Genomic DNA, 18,237 nt, shown 5'->3' with positions numbered 1-18,237 from the left:
GGCCTGTAACAATGCGTGATCAGGTAAGCCGAGGCCGGACACCGGCGCAAGGGTCACGTCGCGTCATCGCCGTCGCTTTTTGTCCAGGGCGACAGCCGGCTGGTCACAAACGCTTAACCGCGTCCGTGAACGGGACCGCAAGCGACGGCGCCTATTGTGAGCTTACGGACGAACTGGCGTCCGGTCAGTCGAGCGTCTCGCCCATGCTGTTTCTTCTGAACGACGTCGTGTTCGACCTGGACGAGGCCTGCCCGGTCACGCCCGCCGACGCGCGCCGGTTCGAGAAGCTGGGTCTGGACTATCTGCTGGAACTGGGCTGCGAACTGTTCGCCGAGGACCCACTGCTTCACCGCAACGATCCCGAACGCGCCCGTCGCTTGGCCTGGCTGATCGCCGAGCGCAGCCCCGACGTGAACGCCGCCCTGTTCGCGGCGCCGGCCGCCGCCTGCAATCCGGACCTGGTCGAGCCGCGCTTCTGCACCCTGCCCGAACAGGTGATGCGCCAGCTTCAGGCCAAGGGCCGTCGCCTCGACGCCGTCTCTGCCGACCGCGCCGTCTGGAACCGCCTGGCCGCCTGATCGCGACCTGAAACGCCGTCAGAGGACGGCGTTGAACACCACATGGACCAGCGTCGCCACGGCTACGATGAAGCCGAAGCCGACGACCAGCCCCACCGCCGGATGCAGCGGCGCCCGCTCACGCGGCGCATGGGCGATACGGTCTTGCGGATGGATGACAGCCATCGTCCTTGTCCTTTCCCTATGATCCCGGATCGATCCGGGAGGGGAGCGTCGGACTCTGACGGCCTGATCGTCTCCTCCAGAACCGAGCATGACTCCGATAGCCCTTCATGGCGAGGGGTTATTTGCTTTAGACCTATCCGCTGGACGGCGGCGCGTGGAAGTTGCACCCTTGCGCCCAAGAGATGTTCGGGACTGATTGTATGCGTTTGAGTGTTGTAACCAGCGCCATTGCGGCGCTGGGGTCTTTCGTTTTGGCCGCAACGGCCCTGCCGGCGCGGGCGGACTGGCTGCGGGCTGAAAGCGAACGCTTCATCGTCTATAGCGACGGCGGCGAGCGCGCCCTGCGCGATTACGTTCAGAAACTCGAGATTTTCGATCGTGTCATGCAGGTCCGACACGGCGGCTCGATGTCGGATGAGCCGCAGCGCAAGATGCCGATCTATCTCGTCGGCGGTCGCCGAGGTCTGACGCGTGTGCACCCGCAGAGCGGTGAAAACACGATGGGCACCTACTTCCCGACAGAAGAGGATATCTTTGCGGTCGCCATCAGGGGCGACGGCGACGGCGGGATGTCAGGCGACGACATCCTGATGCATGAATACGCCCACCATTACATGCTGGGCAACTTCCCTGGGTCCTACCCGGCGTGGTTCGTCGAAGGCTTTGCCGAATACTATATGACCGCGGACATCGACGTCCGAGATCGGAAAGTTCAACTCGGCCAGTTCAACCAGAACCGCGCCTACTGGATCATGGCCGAAACCTGGATCCCGCTCGATGTCCTGCTGACCAAGCGTCCGGGTGAAGTTCGATCCGAGAGTCAAAAAGCGACCTACTATCCGATCGCCTGGCTGCTGACCCACTGGTTCATCAGCGATCCTGCGCGCCTGGAGCAGTTGGAAGACTATCTGAAGCGCGTTTCGGGCGGCGAGGATTCTGTGCCTGCAATGGAGGCCGCAACCGGAATGTCGTTGCGTGACCTTCAGGTCGCGCTTCGACGCTACACCCGTGGTCGCCTGATGGGCAGGACGCTCAGCGGCCAGTTTCCAACGGCCGACATCGTCGTCACGCGACTGTCGCCCGCCGCCGACGATCTTCTGCTCATCAATCAACGGCTCAAGATCGGCGTCCCCGACGAAGATCGCCAGGCCTTGGGCCAAGAGGTCGCCAGGCTGGCTGCCCAGCATGGCGACGATCCTTTGGCCTTGCTCGCCGCCGGCCATGCCGGTCTCCATTTCGGCGATCGCCCCGCCGGCGAACGTGCGCTTCAACGCCTGCTGGACATCAATCCGGACCATGTCGAAGCGTTGCAGTTCCTGGCGCAGGAGCGGCTCAAACAAGCGCGCGAGGCCGAAGACGACGACCAGGCTCAGGCGTTGCGGGTCCAGGCGCGCAGCTATCTCTCTCGCGCCTATGCAGCCGGTCAGAACGACTACCGCACCCTGATGCTGCTGTCCGAACTTCGCCGGACCCAGCCCGGCTATCCCAACGAAAACGATCTGCTGACCCTAGGCTTGGCGCTGGATCGCGCCCCTCAACTGGCGGCGGTGCGTTTCCCCTATGCGGACGCCCTGGTGAAAACCGGCAAGCCGGAAGAGGCGATCGCGGTGCTGAAACCGGTGGCGAACAATCCCCACGGCGGCGCCGCTTCCATCTTCGCAAGCGGCATGATCGCCGCCATCGAAAAGGGCCAGGCCTTGCCGGAAATTACGCAAGACGCCGAAACGCCACAGATCAGCGAACCGGAGTCGGAGCCGGAAACCCCTCCGCAAACACCGCCGGAATCCGCCCCATCTCCCGCCAGTGAGTGACTTTCGGCGCGCGGCGGGTTAGTCGCGCGCCATGTCCTCCTTGACCCTGCCTGAAGAAGCGGCGCGCCGTCGCACCTTCGCCATCATCGCCCACCCGGATGCGGGCAAGACGACCCTGACCGAGCACATCCTGTTGGCCGGCGGCGCCATTCGTGCGGCCGGCGCCGTGCGGGCGCGGGGCGAGAACCGGCGCACCCGTTCGGACTGGATGAAGATCGAGAAGGAGCGGGGCATCTCGGTCTCGGCCTCGGTCATGACGTTCGAGCACGACGGCAAGATGTTCAACCTGCTCGATACGCCTGGGCACGAGGATTTCTCGGAAGACACCTATCGGACCCTGACCGCCGCCGACTGCGCCATCATGGTGCTGGACGCCGCCAAGGGCATCGAGCCGCAGACGCTGAAGCTGTTCGAGGTCTGCCGGCTGCGCGACATCCCGATCATCACCTTCATCAACAAGCTGGACCGCGAGGCCCAGGACCCGATGGCCCTGCTGGACGACATCGCGTCGCGCCTTCAGCTGGACCCCGCCCCAATCTGGTGGCCGGCCGAGAGCGGCAATCGCCTGCGCGGCATGGTCGAGGTCGGCACCGGCCGGTTCCAGCCCTATACCCGCAAGGCCGCCGGTTCGGCCGAGGATCCCGAACACCCCGCCGCCCTGCCGCTGGACCAGGCGGCGCAGTATTTCGAGGCGGGCGAGCAGGAGAACCTCGCCGAGGCCGTCGAACTGGTCGAGGGCGGCTATCCGGCCTTTGACCGTCAGGCCTTCCTAGAAGGTCACATGACGCCGGTGCTGTGGGGCTCGGCGCTTCGCCACTTCGGCATCGACGAACTGCTGAAGGCCATCGGCGACTGGGCCCCGGCGCCCAAGGTGATGAAGGCGAAGAAGGAATCGCCGCCCGAGACCCGCAACGCCCCCGCCCCCGTCGAGACCGAGGTCGAACCGGGATCGAACGAAGTCACCGGCTTCGTCTTCAAGGTCCAGGCGAACATGGATCCCAACCACCGCGACCGGATCGCCATGTTCCGCATGGCCTCGGGCGCCTTCAAGCGTGGCATGAAGCTGAAGGTGCAGAACACAGGCAAGTCCCTGTCGGTCAATGCGCCGATCATGTTCTTCGCCTCGGACCGCGAACTGGCCGACGACGCTTTCGCCGGCGACGTGATCGGCATTCCGAACCACGGCGTGCTGCGTGTCGGCGACAGTCTGTCGGAGAGCGGCGTGGTCCGTTTCGCGGGCCTGCCGAACTTCGCGCCGGAAATCCTGCAACGGGTTCGCGTGAAGGATCCGCTGAAGGCCAAACACCTGAAGAAGGCGCTGGAAGGTCTGGCCGAGGAAGGCGTGACCCAGCTGTTCCGTCCCGAAATCGGCTCGGACTTCATCGTCGGCGCCGTGGGTCAGCTTCAGTTCGAGGTCATGGCCGACCGTCTGGGCGAGGAGTACGGCCTGGATGTCGTCTTCGAACCCAGCCCCTACGCCGAGGCGCGCTGGATCGCTCCGGGCTCGGAGGGCTCCGACGCGGACGTCGAGGACTTCAGCGGCAAATACCGTCCCCAGATGGCGCGCGACATCGACCAGGCCCCGGTCTTCCTGGCCAAGTCGAGCTGGGAAACCGGCTATGTCGGCGAACGCTTCCCCAAGATCGCCTTCACCAAGACGAAGGAACGGGGCTGATCACAGGTCGCGGAACAGGGCGATATAGTCTTCATAGACGAATATCCGGTTCCTCTGCTGTCCCGTGGCCTCGCGCAGTATGCCCATTCTTTCCAAGTCCCATACGATGGTGTTGGCGTTGGCATAGCTGACACCGAGCATCGCAGCGGCATCGTTCACTTCGACATAGGGATCGCGATAGAGCCGCTCCAAAAGTCGGATCGCCTTACCCGCACGCGCTCCAAGTTCGTTGACCACAGCATCACGATGCGTTTCGCGAAGACTGAGGATGCTTTTCGCCAATCGCGCCGCATCAAGCGCCGCCTCCGAAACGCATTCCAGAAAGAACACTAGCCAAGCCTCCCACTCACCTCGATCTCGAACGGCTTGGAGACGCTGATAATACTCATCTCGTCGTCTCTTCAGAACCAAAGAAACATAAAGGACCGGCTTACTGAGCACCTGTCGTTCGCAAAGCAGGAAGGTGATCAGCAGACGGCCCAGCCGACCGTTGCCATCGACGAAGGGGTGGATGGTTTCGAACTGGGCATGGGCGAGACCGACTTGAATCAGAAGTGCAAGGTCGGTGGGTTGATGCAGGAACTTCTCCAGCGCGCCGATCTGTTCAGGCACCAGATCAGGTGGCGGCGGAACGAAGACGGCGCTCGAAAGGGTCGCGCCTGTCGTGCCGATCCAGTTCTGCGTCGTGCGAAACGCGCCCGGCGTGGCATGACCGCCACGCACACCGTGCATCAGGATTTCGTGGATTTCCCTGAGCAAGCGACTAGAAATCGGCAAAGCGGCTAGACGCGCGACGCCGAACTTTAGGGCCGCCGTGTAGTTGATAACCTCATTGACGTCTCCCATCGGCCGATCGCCACGCATACGCGCTTCTGCCGCGACAAGGTCGTCCAGGGACGCTTGTGTGCCCTCGATCTGGCTGGAAAGAACGGCTTCTCGGCGCACATACATGGCGGTGAAGAGTTCGGGGTGCGGCAAGGTCTCGACTGCGCCGTCCAGCCGTCCCAACGCGAGGTCCGCTTGGCTGAGAACTGCAGTTATGCGACCGGTCAAATCCAGATCGGACGGGGGCAACGGCTCTGGGATGAAGGCCTTGTAGCCGTTCATCTGCTTTACATACCGACCCGCGCGATGGCGATAATCCTTATTATCTACTCCCACCATAAAACCCCCCCACGTACTCCATATTATCGGGGTCGTATAATATGACGTCCGATATTGCGCCATATTGTTCGTTTGAAAAACACATTGCTTCGCCACAGGATAAGCGGCAGTTCAAATGACAAGGCCTTCAATGTCGACGCTTCTCGCCCTCGCCAGCACCGTCCTTATGCTGCAGGCCGCCCCTTCCGTGGGGCTGGTTTCGTACGACGAGGCGGTGCGCTGTGCGGGCCTGACCCAGGCCGCGTCTGAGCTTGAAGGCGGCGAGAGCGCCCAGGGGCGGCAGCTGTATGACGCCGCGCTCTATTGGTCCCTGGCGGCCATGCAGGCCGCGACGGCGGCGGGCAAGGCGGCGCCGGCCGCTGAGGCCGATCAGACCCGCGCGCGCATCATCGCGGTGCGCCAGCTTAACGCCGAGGCGCCCGAGGCCCGCGCCAATCTGCAACGCTGCCAGCAGAAGACGCCGAAACTCGACTAGGGCGCTGGCTTAAGGCCAAGCCGAACCGCATTCCCGGCGCTGCGTTTGCATTGGACGCCGCAGGTGACGCAGCCTGCGTCCCGAAGCGGGATAACCGAGGTCCAGGATGTTTGAATTCGGCCGTGATCTTCGAAAACTCTTCGCCCAGGCGCGAGAGAGCGAAGACCTGGGCTGGGTCGAACTGATCGGCGCGGATCTGCTGCGCGCCGAGGCGCGACGCGAGGCCACGGACGCCGGACGCGTCTCCTGCGCGCGTCCCTTCGAGACCGAGAACCGCGCCTGCGCCCTGTGGCGCGAACACGCCCGGCGCACCGGCGCCGCCGACAGTCTGGACCGGGCCGAACGCTGCGCCGACAGCCTGGTGCGTTCAGCCGTGGGCGAGGATCAGATCGCGCGGGCCGCCATGGCCAAGGCGGCGGTGCTGATGCTGCGCTTTGATCTGTGCGGCGATCCCGTCCGTCTGGACCGCGCGGCGACGATCCTTGCGGCGGTCGGACAGCCGCGCAGCCGACGCATCGCCGTCGGCATGGCCGCGCTTCACTCCCGGCTGACGGTCCGCACGGCCAGGCTGAGCGGCGACATCGCCCGCCTTCATCAGGCGGCTGTCTTGATCGATGAGGCGGTGCGCAGGGACGACGCCGAGGACATGGATCTGCGCATGGATCGCGCGGGCCTTTCGCTGGAAATGGGCGTGGTCCAGCGCGACGTGCATCTACTGGATCAGGCCGGCCGCGACCTGGGCGCCCTGGTCGAGGCCGCCTCCCCCGACCATCGCCCCCTGACCCGCGCCCGCGCCCTGGCCCTGTGCGGCGCCGGCCTGTCGGCCCTGGCCGCCATTGCGGGGCATGACGAGGCCCGCAGTCAGGGGCGGATCATGTTCGACGCCGCCGCTGATCAGTTCACGCCGGATCACAGCCCCTTGGACTGGGCCGCGATCCAGGTGCTGCGCGTCGGCGACGACGCCCAGCCGCTGATGCTGCTGACCCAGGCGGAAGCCCTGACGCAGGGCGGCGAGCTGATTATCGGCGCCCTGGCCCGAGAGCGGCGCATCACGCGTGAGGTGGCCTTGGCCGAGGCGGTTAAGAACCTGACCGCCCTGATGACGCTGGAAACCCGTCTTCGCGCGCGCATGGCGACGGCGACGCCGCTGGACTGGGCCGCCGATCAGATCGGCATGGCCGAGATCATGTTGGCGAGGCATCGGCTGGGCGGCGTCGTCCCGACCGATCTGGGGCTGATCCTGGGCGAGGCGGCGATGACGGCCCGGGAAATGGGCGTCGACGCCCTCGCCGACCGCGCCGAGGCGTTGTTGAGGTCCTAGACCTCAGCCGCCCATGGCGACGAAGGCGCCGTTCAGGAACCGCGTCTTGCCATAGGCCATCCGCTGCCCGTCATCGGCCAGAACCCGTCCGCCGGCGGCTTCCAGCACCGCCTGTCCCGCTGCGGTGTCCCATTCCGAGGTCGGACCGGTGCGCGGATAGGCGTCGAACCGCCCCTCGGCGATCAGGCAGAACTTCAGCGACGAATCCGTCCCCTGCCAGCGCGAGCAGCCGTGCCGAGCGGCCAGACGCGTCGCTTCTTCGTCGGTGACGCTGTGGCTCAGCAGGGCCATGCCTTCCTGCGGCCGATCACGTACCCGGATCGGACGCCAGTCCTCGCCCGAATGCGCCTCGCCGGCCTGAAGGGCGCCGAACTGACGCCGGAAGGCGCCGCCCTCGGGCTTGTCGGTGCGCCAGGTCGTCGCCGTCGCCGGCGCCGTCACCACGCCCGCGACCGGATAGCCGTCATGGATCAGGGCGATATTGACGGTGAAGGCCTCGCCGCCGCGCACGAAACCGCGCGTGCCGTCCAATGGATCGATCAGCCAGAACCAGTCCTCGGCCGCCTCGGGCGCGCCGTCGGCCGACACGGCTTCTTCCGCCACCGTCTGCACGCCGGGATACAGGGCCGCCAACCGTTCCAGGATCAGAGCCTCGGCCGCCCGGTCCGCTTGCGTCACCGGGCTGTCGTCGGACTTGGTCTCGACCGCCGTGCCTGCGCGCCAATAGGGCAGGATCAGCCGCGCGGCCTCCTCTGCGATCTCGGCGATGGCCAGGGACAGCGCGCCGGACGTCAGATCGCGCTCAAGAGCAGGTGTGGAAGAGGTCGTCATTGGCGGGTCGATAGACCATCCGGGCGGTTCCATGAACCGGCAAATCACTCCAACTTCGCGCGCGACACGAACTGTGACCTGAGCGCGCCAGACATCATGACCTCCCCCCACGACACAGATGCCGCTCCGCTGGACCTCCCGGTCGATGGGACGGAGCTGGCGACCTACATCGCGGCCAAGCTGTGCCATGACTTCATCAGTCCGTCGGGCGCCATCGTCTCGGGCCTGGACCTGATGCAGGATCCGACCGCTCAGGACATGCGCGACGACGCCCTGGCCCTGATCGAGCAGAGCGCCAGGAAGATGGTCGCCCTGGTTCACTTCGCCCGCGTCGCCTTCGGCGCCGCCACGACCAGCGAGACGTTCACCGCCCGCGAGATCGAAGGTTTGGTGTCCGGCATGGTGCAAGGGGGCCGCGCCTCGCTGGACTGGCGCATCGCCGACGCCGAGTTCACCAAGCCCCAGGCCCGCGCCCTGACAAACCTCGCCTATCTGACCGTCGGGGCCCTGCCGATGGGTGGCGTCGCCACCATTCAGTCGCGGGTGGAAAACGGCCTGCTCTATCTGGAAGGCTTCGCCGAGGGCGCCCGCGCCCGGCTGAAGCCCGAGGCCGTCACGGGTCTGGCCGGCGAACGCCTGGTCGAGGGTCTGGCCGGCCAGTGGATCCAGCCCTACTGGCTGTGGCTGACCGTGAACGAGGCCGGCGGCGCTCTACGCGTCAAGGTTGAAGACGGAAAGGTCGCGCTGGTCGCGCGAATGCCTGTCTGAGGCGTTTCCAAACGACTCATTAACTGGCGTTTGAGATAAAAACAGTCCATGCGCCACGGGCGAAAGCCGTCGTGTCATTGAGGGATCGACCTTTGGACTTCCGAACCTGCCTGATCGTCGACGACAGCCGCATCATCCGCAAGGTTGCGCGTCGCATCGTCGAGGGCCTGGGCTATGAGGTCGATGAGGCGGCGGACGGCTCCGAGGCCCTGGCCTATTGCACCGGCGCCATGCCCGACGTCCTGCTGGTGGACTGGAACATGCCTGTGATGGACGGCATCACCTTCCTGCGTCGTCTGCGCGCTATGCCGGGCGGCAAGCAACCCAAGGTCCTGTTCTGCACGATCGAGACCCGCCCCGAGCGGATCGCCGAAGCCCTGGCCGCCGGCGCCGACGACTATGTGATGAAGCCGTTCGACGGCGAAATCCTGCAGTCCAAGCTGACGGAGGTCGGAGCGATCGCCGCATGACGCCTGAGGACTTCGACAAGCTGCAGTCCCTTCTCGCCACCCGCGCTGGCTATCGGCTGTCGCGAGATCGCATCCATCTGGCTGAACACCGGCTGGGTCCGATCGCGCGGCGCGAGGGCTACGCCAATGTCGAGGCCCTGCTGGCGAACCTGTGGGCCAATCCGGTCGCCTCGCTGGCCTGGTCGGTGATCGAGGCCCTGCTGAACGCCGAGACCTGGTTCCGCCGCGACCGCACCCCTTTCCGCATCCTTGAAACCGAACTGCTGCCGGCCCTGTCCAGGGCGCGGCCCGACGGACGGATCAAGATATGGTCGGCCGGCTGTTCGACCGGCCAGGAGGCCTGGTCCATCGCCATGGCGGCCAGGGAGATCGGCGTCGACGTCGATCTGGTCGCCACCGACCTGTCGCAGCGCGCGATCGAGAAGGCGCGCTCGGGCCTCTATACCGGCTTCGAGATCCAGCGCGGGCTCACGGCCAGGACCATGCTGCGCTGGTTCGAACCGCGGGAAGACCAGTGGATCATCAAGGCCGAACTGGCCGACGCCGTGCGTTTCGGTCGCGCCAACCTGCTGGACGAACCGACCGATGACGCCCGTTTTGACGTCATCTTCTGCCGCAATGTCATAACCGATATGGACCCGTCGCGCCGGGCGCGTCTGCTCGACGGACTGGAGCGCCGCCTGGTCGATGACGGCTGCCTGCTTCTGGGCGTGGACGAAAGTCTTGAAGGCGAGACGGTCGCCTTCCGCGCCGTAAACGGCCGCCGGGGCCTATATGTAAAGGCGCCGTCCGCGCTTCGCCGCGCCGCCTGACCCCGCCCTTCATGCGGGCGATCAGCCCGCGTGCAACTCCTGCTTCACCCGTTCCGCCAGGGTCTTGATGTCCAGCGGCTTGGGTAGGAAGGACACGCCCGTCTCATCCTGCAACAGGTCCGAGAAGTCGCTCTCGGCATAGCCCGAGATGAACATGACCGGCGCGTCGCCCAGATATTTGCGCGCCTTCTTCAGCAAGGACGGCCCGTCCAGTCCCGGCATGATGACGTCCGAGATCATCATGTCGATCTGGCCGGCGTGTTCCTCGGCCAGCAGCAGGGCTTCCTCGCCGTCGGCGGCCTCGATGACTTCATAGCCGCGCTGGCGCAGCAGCCGGGCGGCGATGCCGCGCACGGCGTCCTCGTCCTCGACGAACAGGATACGGCCGGCGCCCGACAGGTCGCGCGGCGCCTTGGCCTTGACCTCGACCGGCTGAACCTCGGCCAGTTCCGCCTCGCCCGCCGCCGGCAGGAAGATGCGGAAAGCCGCGCCCATTATCTTAGAGTCTGGGCCCTCAATATTGCTGACGGTGATATGGCCGCCCGCCTGCTGCACGATGCCATAGACGGTGGCCAGCCCCATGCCGGTCCCCTCGTTCACCGCCTTGGTGGTGAAGAAGGGTTCGAAGATCTTGTCCGCCAGTTCGGGCGGCACGCCGGGTCCGGTGTCCGAAACCTCGATCAGGGCCACCTCGTCCGTCGGCGCATCGACCCAGCCCAGGGCCCGCGCCTCGTCGCCCGTCAGGCGCCGGGTGGCGATGGTGACGACGCCGGCGCCCGGCTCGACCACGCCGCGCATGGCGTCGCGAGCGTTGACGGCCAGGTTCATCACCGCCGTCTCCAGCTGAGACTTGTCGGCCAGCACGACCGGCAGGTCGCGTCCGTAGTCGGTCTCCAGCCGCACGTCCTCGCGCAGCAGCCGCCGCAGCAGGATGGCGAACTCGCCCACCAGCTCGCCAAGGTCCAACCGCTCGCGCCGCACCGTCGACTTGCGCGAGAAGGCCAGCAGTTTGCGCACCAGATCGGCTGCGCGAATGGCCGTCTGACGGATCTCGTTCAGGCCTTCGTAGGAGGGATCGCCCACCGGGTGCCGTTCCAGCAGACCCGACAGCTGAAGCTGGATCGCCGTCAGCAGATTGTTGAAGTCGTGCGCCACGCCCCCGGCCAGTTGGCCCACGGCCTGCATCTTCTGGGCCTGGTTGAGCTGAAGCTCCATCGACTTCTGGCCCGAGACGTCGAACAGCCAGATGCGCCGCTTGTCGCCCTCGGGCGCCACATACAGATGCAGCATCTTGTCGGGATAGGCCCGCGCGACCAGTTCGATCGGCCCCGACGATCCGCCCGCCAGCTTCAGCCGCGCCTCGGCGATGCCGCCCGGATCGAACAGATGCCCAAAGGCCGCATCGCGCGCCGCCCCCGGTCCGGTCAGGACCGCCAGCGCCGGATTGGCCTCTTCCGCGCGGCCGGAAAACAGGTCGTCGCCGCCGATCACGGCCGAGCCGAACGGCGCCCCGGCGGCCATGGCCCGCGCCTCGCCGGTCGCCGCGGCGGCGGGCGTGTGAACGGGCGCGGCGGCGATGGGCAGGACGGCGTCCGGCGCCGCGCGCATCAGGAACCGGCCCTCGCCCGCCTGGCCGATCACGACCTCGACCTCGCGCTGTCCGATCATGACGATGGCGCGGCCCGGCTCGCCTTTGCGCGCCTGGGCGAAGGCCATGTAGAGGGCCTGGGCCGACTTGCCGCGCGGCAGGGCGCCGGTCGCGCCATTGGCTTCGGACCAGGCCGCGTTGAAGGCCAGGATCTGTCCTGAATCCCACACCAGCGCCGCCGGTTCGGCCATGGCGTCCAACACCTCGATGGCCGCGTCGCTGCTCGGCTTGGCGTCCGCCGCCCGGCGGAAGCCGAAAAGACCGATCAGGGCGATGGCGCCGACGGTCAGGATCAGCACCAGTCCCGGCGCCGAAATCGGATTGTCCCGAAACGCCGGATAGGCCAGGGCCGCGATCGCCACGACGACCCCGAACGCCATCACGCCGGACAACAGGTCGAACGAAGGGCGGCGGGTGGACGTCATACAGCCTCGCGAATCAGTGTTGCGATCATACGCCCAAATCCTGACGCCGCCTTACCGGCGCTTGCGGGACTGGAAGACGAAGCCGATGATCTTGGCGGCGGCGTCGAAATGTTCGCGCGGAATGACCTCGTCCACCTCGACGGTCGCGTACAGGGCGCGCGCCAGCGGCACGTTCTCGACGATCGGCACGCCGTGCTCGGTCGCCACTTCGCGGATGCGCAGGGCCAGGGCGTCGACGCCCTTGGCCACGCAGATCGGCGCCCCGTCGCCCTGATCCGGCTCATAGCGCAGGGCGACCGAATAGTGGGTCGGGTTGGTCACGATGACGGTGGCCTTGGGCACATTGGCCATCATCCGCTGGCGGCTGCGTTGCATGCGGATCTGCTTCAGCTTGGCCTTGATGTGCGGATCGCCTTCGGACTGTTTGAAGTCTTCCTTCAGCTCTTCCTTGGTCATGCGCATCCGTTTGGCGAAGCGCATCTTCTGCCAGATGAAGTCGGCCCCGGCCGTGGCGCCCAGCAGGATGATCGAGGCCACGAACAGCGACATGGCCATGTCGCGCGCCAGCGGCAGGATCGCCAGCGGGCTGATCGAGGCCATGTTCTCGAACTCGCGCAGGTGCGGCTTCAACACCATCCAGCACACCGCGCAGACGGCGATCAGCTTCAGGAAGGTCTTGACGAACTGCGCCAGGCCGTCGGGGCCGAAGATGCGTTTGAACCCCTGCATCGGACTGACCGCCGACCATTTGGGCTTCAGCTTTTCGGCGGTGAAGATCAGGCCGGACTGGGCGACATTGCCCCCGACCCCGCCCAGGATGGTCGCCAGCATGACGGCGCCCAGGAAGGGCGCCACGGCCCAGACGGCGCGCACCATGATCTGGTTGCCCGCGCCCGAGTTCAGCACGCCCAGCATCTCGTGCGGGGCGGCGATAAAGGGCAGCATCTGTTCGGCGATGGACGAGGCGAACCAGCCTCCCCCCATCAGGATCACCGCCGCGGCGCCCGCCAACGACAGCACCTGGGCGACGTCGGGCGACTTGGCCGCATCGCCCTTCTTTCGGGCGTCCTCAAGCTTTCGCGGGGTCGCCTCTTCGGTTTTCGACTCGGGATCCGCGCCTTCAGCCACCAGGGCCTCCCAGCACGAAATACTCCGCCAGACGGCGGTAGCGGTCGATGAAGAGGGTGCCCAGCGCACCCAGGCTCAGGGCGAAGATCGACAGGCCCAGGATCACGCTCAAGGGCGCGGCGGCGAAATAGACCTGGAACGACGGCATGACCCGCGCCACCAGGCCGGATGCCAGGTTGAAGATCAAGGCGAAGACCAGCACCGGCGCCGACAACTGCACGCCCAGCAGGAAGCTGTCGCCCAGGGTCCGCACCGCCATCTGGGTGAAGTCGGCCATCATCAGCGGCTGGGCCGGCGAGATCAGCCGATACGAGCCCACCATGCCGGCGATGAACAGGTGATGGGTGTCGGTGGCGAACAGCAGCGTCACCCCCAACAGGGCCAGAAAGGCGGCGATGGTTGAACCCGGCTGGGCCTGCATCGGATTGGCGGTCTGGGCGAAGCTCAGCGTCGTCTGCAACGACACGATCTCGCCCGCCGTCGCCAGGGCGCTCATGAACATGCGTAGAAGCAGGCCGATCATCAGGCCGACGACCACCTCGCGGATGATCCACCCGACCATCAAACCCATGCTGTCCGGCAGCCCCGGCAGCGATGCGCGCACCACCGGCCACAGCGCCAGACTGATGACCAGGGCCAGCGACAGTCGCACGCGCGGCGGCACATAGGCCTCGCCGAAGCCGGGGATCAGCATCAGGATCGCCCCGATCCGGGCGAAGATCAGCCCCCCGGCCCAGACCTGATCGGCGGTCGCATAAGCGTCCACTACATCCCCGCGATGCGGGCCGCGATCTGGCGCATGAAGCCGCCCAACAGGGCGCCCATCAGCGGCAGGAACAGGATCAGTGAAACGAAGATGGCGATGATCTTGGGCGCATAGATCAGGGTCTGTTCCTGAATCTGCGTCAGGGCCTGGAACAGGCCGATCACCACGCCCACAACCAGGCCGACCAGCAGCACCGGCAGGCACAGTTGGATCGTCAGCCAGATGGCGTCGCGCCCGACGTCCAGAACTTCCGCGCCGTTCATCGGCCCACTCCAGCAACTACTGGGCAGAAAATGCCGACAGGATGGTTAACAGGCCGCTAACCAGACGCGTCTTCGTCCAGACTTGACCACGGAAAAATCTCGTCAGCGGCCTTGAACGGCGCCGCTTCCATGCCGACTTCCCCGCCTTCGCCTTGGGGAGCGCCAGCCATTCGATTTCAGACGAATTAGACGAATTAGACTCTCTTTTTTCGACTTCGCCGTCTGAACGCGCGTCCGCCTCGTAATGGGACGGCTCGCCCTCTCCCCTTCCCTCAAGCGCTCCGCTATCTAGGCCGCCATGACCGACGCCCCCGCCTCCAAAGTCTCCCAGGCCGACGCCGAAGCCGCCGTCCGCACCCTGATCGAATGGGCCGGCGACAACCCGGACCGCGAAGGTCTGCTGGAAACCCCCGCCCGCGTCGCCAAGAGCTACCGCGAGCTTTTCCAGGGCTATGAGGTGGATCCCCTCTCCTATCTGGAGAAGACCTTCGAGGAGACCGGCGGCTACGACCAGCTGGTCGTGCTGAAGGACATCCGCTTCGTCAGCTTCTGCGAGCACCATATGCTGCCGGTCGTGGGCAAGGCGCACGTCGCCTATCTGCCGACAGACCGCGTCGTCGGCATCTCCAAACTGGCTCGCGTCGTGCGCGGCTTCGCCCGCCGCCTTCAGATCCAGGAGAAGATGACCTCCGAGATCGCCGAGGCCATCCAGACCGTCCTTCGCCCCCACGGCGTCGGCGTGGTCATCGAGGCCGAGCACAGCTGCATGACCCTGCGCGGCGTCAATGCGCCCGGCGCCAGCCTGTCGACCAGCCACCTGATCGGCGTCGTCCGCGACGACCCCCGCACGCGCGAGGAGTTCATGCGTCTGGTGCTGTCGTGATGTTCGCCTGACAGGCGAACTGGCCCGACGCTTGCGGTGAAGGGATCAAAGGAGGCGCTGACGATGCCCTGGTCCCTGATTTCGACCCGCAATGAGACAGTTCAGATCGCCCGCGGCGGCTGGCTGGACGCGCTGCGTTTCATCGTGGCCTTCCTGATCATCCTGCATCACTTCCAGGCCGCCGGTCCCGAGCCGCTCGCCCATCTGATCAATCCGATCTTCGAACGCGGCGGCTTCCTGCTGACCAACTTCTTCCTGATCGACAGCGGCTATGTGCTGATGCGTGTCTACGGCGCGGCGGTGGACAAGGGTCGGATGTCGCCCGGCGACTTCTTCCTGAAGCGGTTCCTGCGCGTCGTGCCCGCCCACCTGATCATGGGTCTGTCGCTGGTCGGCTTCGTGCTTCTGGCCACCGCTGCGGGCTCGCCGCCCCGCAATCCCGAATGGTTCGAGTGGGATCAGCTGCCGGCCCAGCTGCTGCTGCTGCAATCCTATGGCGTGCACGGCGGCTTGGGCTGGAACGCCCCGACCTGGTCGATCTCGGCCCTGATCGGCTGCTATCTGGCCTTCCCCTGGATCATTCGCGGCCTGATGCGTCTGGGTCCGTGGTCGGCCCTGGCCGTCGGTGTCGGCGTCTATTTGGTCGCCAACCAGCTGTGCTGGTCGTTCCTCGGCTATCCCGTTTATCAGATGCCGATGCGCTACGGCATCATCCGCGCCCTCCCGCTGTTCTTCCTGGGCATGTGCCTGGCCTGGTTCGCCCAGAAGGTCTGGATCGCGCCGCGTCTGGCCGGCTGTGCCGGGGTGCTGGCCGCCGTCGGCTTCTTCGCGCTTCAGCTTCACGACAAGCACGCCCTCGTCGCCCTGACCCTGATCTCGGTCATCATCCTGGCCGCCGGCGCCGTGCCTGTGACCAAGCCCTCGAAGTGGGTGGAGACCGCCGCCATGGTCTCCTTCTCCATGTTCATCTCCAACGAGGTGGTCCGCATCGTCTGGTTCGGCGTGGTCAATGCGGTGGAAGCCCGCGTCGGCTTGCCCCTCTTTGTTCAATGGGGCCTGTGGGGCCTGGGCGTCATGGCGGCGGTCGCCTTCGCCTTCGCCTTTCACTTCGCGATCGACAATCCAATCCAGACCCGCATCCGCGCCTGGCTGAAGCGTCGCAGCGCCCGTCGCGGCAAGGCCCAGCCCAAGCTCGGCCCGGTCATCTCCATCGACGGCTGACTGCCAGCGATCCTCGACTCCAAGGTCGCCTTGGCGACCGACGATCCTCGACCAAAGTCGCTCTCTCCACTCGCCCCGCTCTCGGTCAATGTCGGCGTCCACGCATCCTGAAGGATGTGCAGAACGGCCGATAACGGCGACACGGGAGGAAATGGATCATGGCAACCGACGCACCCCTTGCGTCCGGAGGAGAGGAGCACACCGTCGATCGCAGCGATCGCCTGGTCATCCTCGCCTCATCGGTCGGCACCGTCATCGAGTGGTACGACTTCTATCTCTACGGCTCGCTGGCGGCGATCATCACCGTCCAGTTCTTCTCGGGCGTCAACGAGACGACCGGCTACATCTTCGCCCTGATGGCCTTCGCCGCCGGCTTTGCGGTGAGACCCTTCGGCGCCATCGTCTTCGGGCGGCTGGGCGACCTGTGGGGACGCAAGAACACCTTCCTCGTCACCATGCTGCTGATGGGTCTGTCGACCTTCGTCGTCGGCCTGTTGCCGCCCTATGCGGTCATCGGCATCGCCGCGCCCATCATCCTGGTGCTGATGCGCCTGATCCAGGGCCTGGCCCTGGGCGGTGAATACGGCGGCGCCGCCACCTACGTCGCCGAGCACGCCCCGCAGGGCAAGCGCGGCTTCTACACCTCCTTCATCCAGATCACGGCGACCGCCGGCCTGGTGCTGAGCCTCGTGGTGATCCTGAGCGTCCGGCTTGCGGTCGGCGAAGAGGCCTTCGCCGCCTGGGGCTGGCGCATTCCGTTCCTGGTCTCGATCCTGCTCTTGGGCGTCTCCCTGTGGATCCGCCTGAAGCTGGCCGAAAGCCCGTCGTTCAAGCGGATGAAGGCCGAGGGCAAGGGCTCCAAGACCCCGCTGAAGGACAGCTTCGGCAAATGGCCCAACCTGAAGCTGGTGCTGATCGCCCTGCTGGGCCTCACCGCCGGTCAGGCCGTCATCTGGTACACAGGCCAGTTCTACGCCCTGTTCTTCCTGGAACGGGTCATGAAGCTCGACGCCACCCTGGTCTATGTGCTGCTGACCATCGCGCTTCTCGCGGCGTCGCCCTTCTTCATCTTTTGGGGCTGGCTGTCGGATAAGGTGGGGCGCAAGCCGATCATCCTGGCCGGCTGCCTGATCGCGGCCCTGACCTATTTCCCGCTGTTCAACGCCCTGACCCAGGCCGCCAATCCGAAACTGGCCGCCGCCGCCGCCTCGGCGCCCGTCACGGTCTATGCCGATCCGGCCGACTGTAATCTGCAGTTCGATCCGGTAGGCAAGACGGTGTTCAACCACTCCTGCGACGTGGCCAAATCCTATCTGGCCAAGGCGGGCGTGACCTACACCAACGTCGCGGCGCCGGCGGGCACGGTCGCCGAGGTCCGCATCGGCGATCAAGTCGTCATCCCCAGCTTCCGGGGCGACGCCATGGCCCCGGCCGATTTCGCCGCCCAGAAGAAGACCTGGGACAAGAGCCTGGGCGAGGCGCTGACCGCCGCCGGCTATCCGGCCAAGGCCGACAGCGCCCTGGTCAACAAGCCGATGGTGGTGCTGATCCTTTTCATCCTCGGCTTCTATGTGACCATGGTCTACGGACCAATCGCGGCGGCCTTGGTCGAGATGTTCCCGACCAACATCCGCTACACCTCCATGTCCCTGCCCTATCACATCGGCAACGGCTGGTTCGGCGGCTTCCTGCCGACCACCGCCTTCGCCATCGTGGCGGCGACGGGCAATATCTACTCCGGCCTCTGGTACCCGATCGTGGTGGCTTTGGGGACAGTCGTTCTGGGCTTCCTGCTGGTCAAGGAAGGCAAGGACGTCGATCTGAACGCCTGAT

At 65.9% G+C, this 18,237-nt stretch carries 18 protein-coding genes; 11 read left to right on the top strand and 7 right to left on the bottom strand.

The genetic code is table 11. The features are described from left to right. Positions 1–203 precede the first annotated feature (203 nt). Positions 204–578 (top strand): hypothetical protein, encoded by a 375-nt coding sequence (locus tag HF680_RS06100; protein WP_045811590.1) that lies wholly within the window; start codon positions 204–206, stop codon positions 576–578. 18 nt (positions 579–596) lie between these two features. Here HF680_RS06100 and HF680_RS06095 read toward each other — a convergent pair whose 3' ends face one another. Further along, positions 597–743 (bottom strand): hypothetical protein, encoded by a 147-nt coding sequence (locus tag HF680_RS06095; protein WP_167334160.1) that lies wholly within the window; start codon positions 741–743, stop codon positions 597–599. Between the two features lie 200 nt (positions 744–943). Between HF680_RS06095 and HF680_RS06090 the strand changes: the two genes are divergently transcribed. Together HF680_RS06090 and HF680_RS06085 are read left to right on the top strand one after the other, a co-directional pair. Then, on the top strand, positions 944–2,554 hold the full coding sequence (locus tag HF680_RS06090; protein ID WP_205196074.1) for a hypothetical protein: 1,611 nt from the start codon (positions 944–946) through the stop codon (positions 2,552–2,554). 31 nt (positions 2,555–2,585) lie between these two features. After that, positions 2,586–4,229, top strand: a complete 1,644-nt coding sequence (locus HF680_RS06085; RefSeq protein WP_185224431.1) for a peptide chain release factor 3 — start codon at positions 2,586–2,588, stop codon at positions 4,227–4,229. On the opposite strand, the gene HF680_RS06080 is transcribed toward HF680_RS06085, so the two are convergent. Then, entirely contained in the window at positions 4,230–5,336 is a 1,107-nt protein-coding gene (locus HF680_RS06080; RefSeq protein WP_205196073.1) for a Fic family protein, read from the bottom strand. Between the two features lie 187 nt (positions 5,337–5,523). On the opposite strand from HF680_RS06080, the gene HF680_RS06075 reads away from it, so the two are divergent. Further along, on the top strand, positions 5,524–5,868 hold the full coding sequence (locus HF680_RS06075; protein ID WP_235968873.1) for a hypothetical protein: 345 nt from the start codon (positions 5,524–5,526) through the stop codon (positions 5,866–5,868). A 106-nt stretch (positions 5,869–5,974) separates the two neighbouring features. Then, the gene (locus HF680_RS06070) at positions 5,975–7,189 is read left to right on the top strand and encodes a hypothetical protein (RefSeq protein WP_185224428.1); all 1,215 of its coding nucleotides are present in this window, start codon (positions 5,975–5,977) and stop codon (positions 7,187–7,189) included. A 3-nt stretch (positions 7,190–7,192) separates the two neighbouring features. Here the strand turns inward: HF680_RS06070 and cysQ are convergent, their stop codons facing one another. Next, positions 7,193–8,020 (bottom strand): 3'(2'),5'-bisphosphate nucleotidase CysQ, encoded by an 828-nt coding sequence (gene cysQ, locus HF680_RS06065; protein ID WP_185224427.1) that lies wholly within the window; start codon positions 8,018–8,020, stop codon positions 7,193–7,195. 96 nt (positions 8,021–8,116) lie between these two features. Between cysQ and chpT the strand changes: the two genes are divergently transcribed. The 3 genes from chpT (at position 8,117) to HF680_RS06050 (ending at position 10,070) form a co-directional block, all read left to right on the top strand. Continuing rightward, on the top strand, positions 8,117–8,788 hold the full coding sequence (gene chpT / locus HF680_RS06060) for a histidine phosphotransferase ChpT (protein WP_185224426.1): 672 nt from the start codon (positions 8,117–8,119) through the stop codon (positions 8,786–8,788). A gap of 92 nt (positions 8,789–8,880) precedes the next feature. Continuing rightward, the gene (locus HF680_RS06055; protein ID WP_017505646.1) at positions 8,881–9,258 is read left to right on the top strand and encodes a response regulator; all 378 of its coding nucleotides are present in this window, start codon (positions 8,881–8,883) and stop codon (positions 9,256–9,258) included. Next, complete coding sequence (locus HF680_RS06050) at positions 9,255–10,070, top strand: CheR family methyltransferase (RefSeq protein WP_185224425.1); 816 nt, start codon at positions 9,255–9,257, stop codon at positions 10,068–10,070. The genes HF680_RS06055 and HF680_RS06050 overlap by 4 nt, the downstream gene beginning before the upstream one ends. Positions 10,071–10,091: 21 nt before the next feature. On the opposite strand, the gene cckA is transcribed toward HF680_RS06050, so the two are convergent. Genes cckA through fliQ form a run of 4 tightly spaced genes read right to left on the bottom strand, consistent with a single transcriptional unit; the run spans position 10,092 to position 14,300 of the window. Continuing rightward, the gene (gene cckA, locus HF680_RS06045; RefSeq protein WP_137720227.1) at positions 10,092–12,143 is read right to left on the bottom strand and encodes a cell cycle histidine kinase CckA; all 2,052 of its coding nucleotides are present in this window, start codon (positions 12,141–12,143) and stop codon (positions 10,092–10,094) included. Positions 12,144–12,194: 51 nt separating this feature from the next. Then, complete coding sequence (flhB, locus tag HF680_RS06040; RefSeq protein WP_185224424.1) at positions 12,195–13,271, bottom strand: flagellar biosynthesis protein FlhB; 1,077 nt, start codon at positions 13,269–13,271, stop codon at positions 12,195–12,197. Continuing rightward, positions 13,264–14,037, bottom strand: coding sequence for a flagellar biosynthetic protein FliR (fliR, locus tag HF680_RS06035; protein WP_039246288.1), 774 nt, complete (start codon positions 14,035–14,037; stop codon positions 13,264–13,266). Before fliR ends, flhB begins: the two co-directional genes overlap by 8 nt. After that, positions 14,037–14,300: a flagellar biosynthesis protein FliQ gene (gene fliQ / locus HF680_RS06030; protein ID WP_017505641.1), complete on the bottom strand. Its 264-nt coding sequence runs from the start codon at positions 14,298–14,300 to the stop codon at positions 14,037–14,039. Before fliQ ends, fliR begins: the two co-directional genes overlap by 1 nt. A gap of 298 nt (positions 14,301–14,598) precedes the next feature. On the opposite strand from fliQ, the gene folE reads away from it, so the two are divergent. The 3 genes from folE (at position 14,599) to HF680_RS06015 (ending at position 18,236) form a co-directional block, all read left to right on the top strand. Then, positions 14,599–15,183 (top strand): GTP cyclohydrolase I FolE, encoded by a 585-nt coding sequence (gene folE / locus HF680_RS06025; protein ID WP_039246287.1) that lies wholly within the window; start codon positions 14,599–14,601, stop codon positions 15,181–15,183. A 63-nt stretch (positions 15,184–15,246) separates the two neighbouring features. After that, positions 15,247–16,404 (top strand): acyltransferase family protein, encoded by a 1,158-nt coding sequence (locus HF680_RS06020; protein ID WP_185224423.1) that lies wholly within the window; start codon positions 15,247–15,249, stop codon positions 16,402–16,404. Between the two features lie 158 nt (positions 16,405–16,562). Further along, positions 16,563–18,236, top strand: a complete 1,674-nt coding sequence (locus tag HF680_RS06015) for an MFS transporter (protein WP_185224422.1) — start codon at positions 16,563–16,565, stop codon at positions 18,234–18,236. The last annotated feature ends 1 nt before the right edge of the window (position 18,237 follow it).

The sequence above is a fragment of the Brevundimonas huaxiensis genome (assembly GCF_014218725.1).
Taxonomy (GTDB): domain Bacteria; phylum Pseudomonadota; class Alphaproteobacteria; order Caulobacterales; family Caulobacteraceae; genus Brevundimonas; species Brevundimonas huaxiensis.
This window is presented reverse-complemented; position numbering and strand designations above follow the sequence as displayed.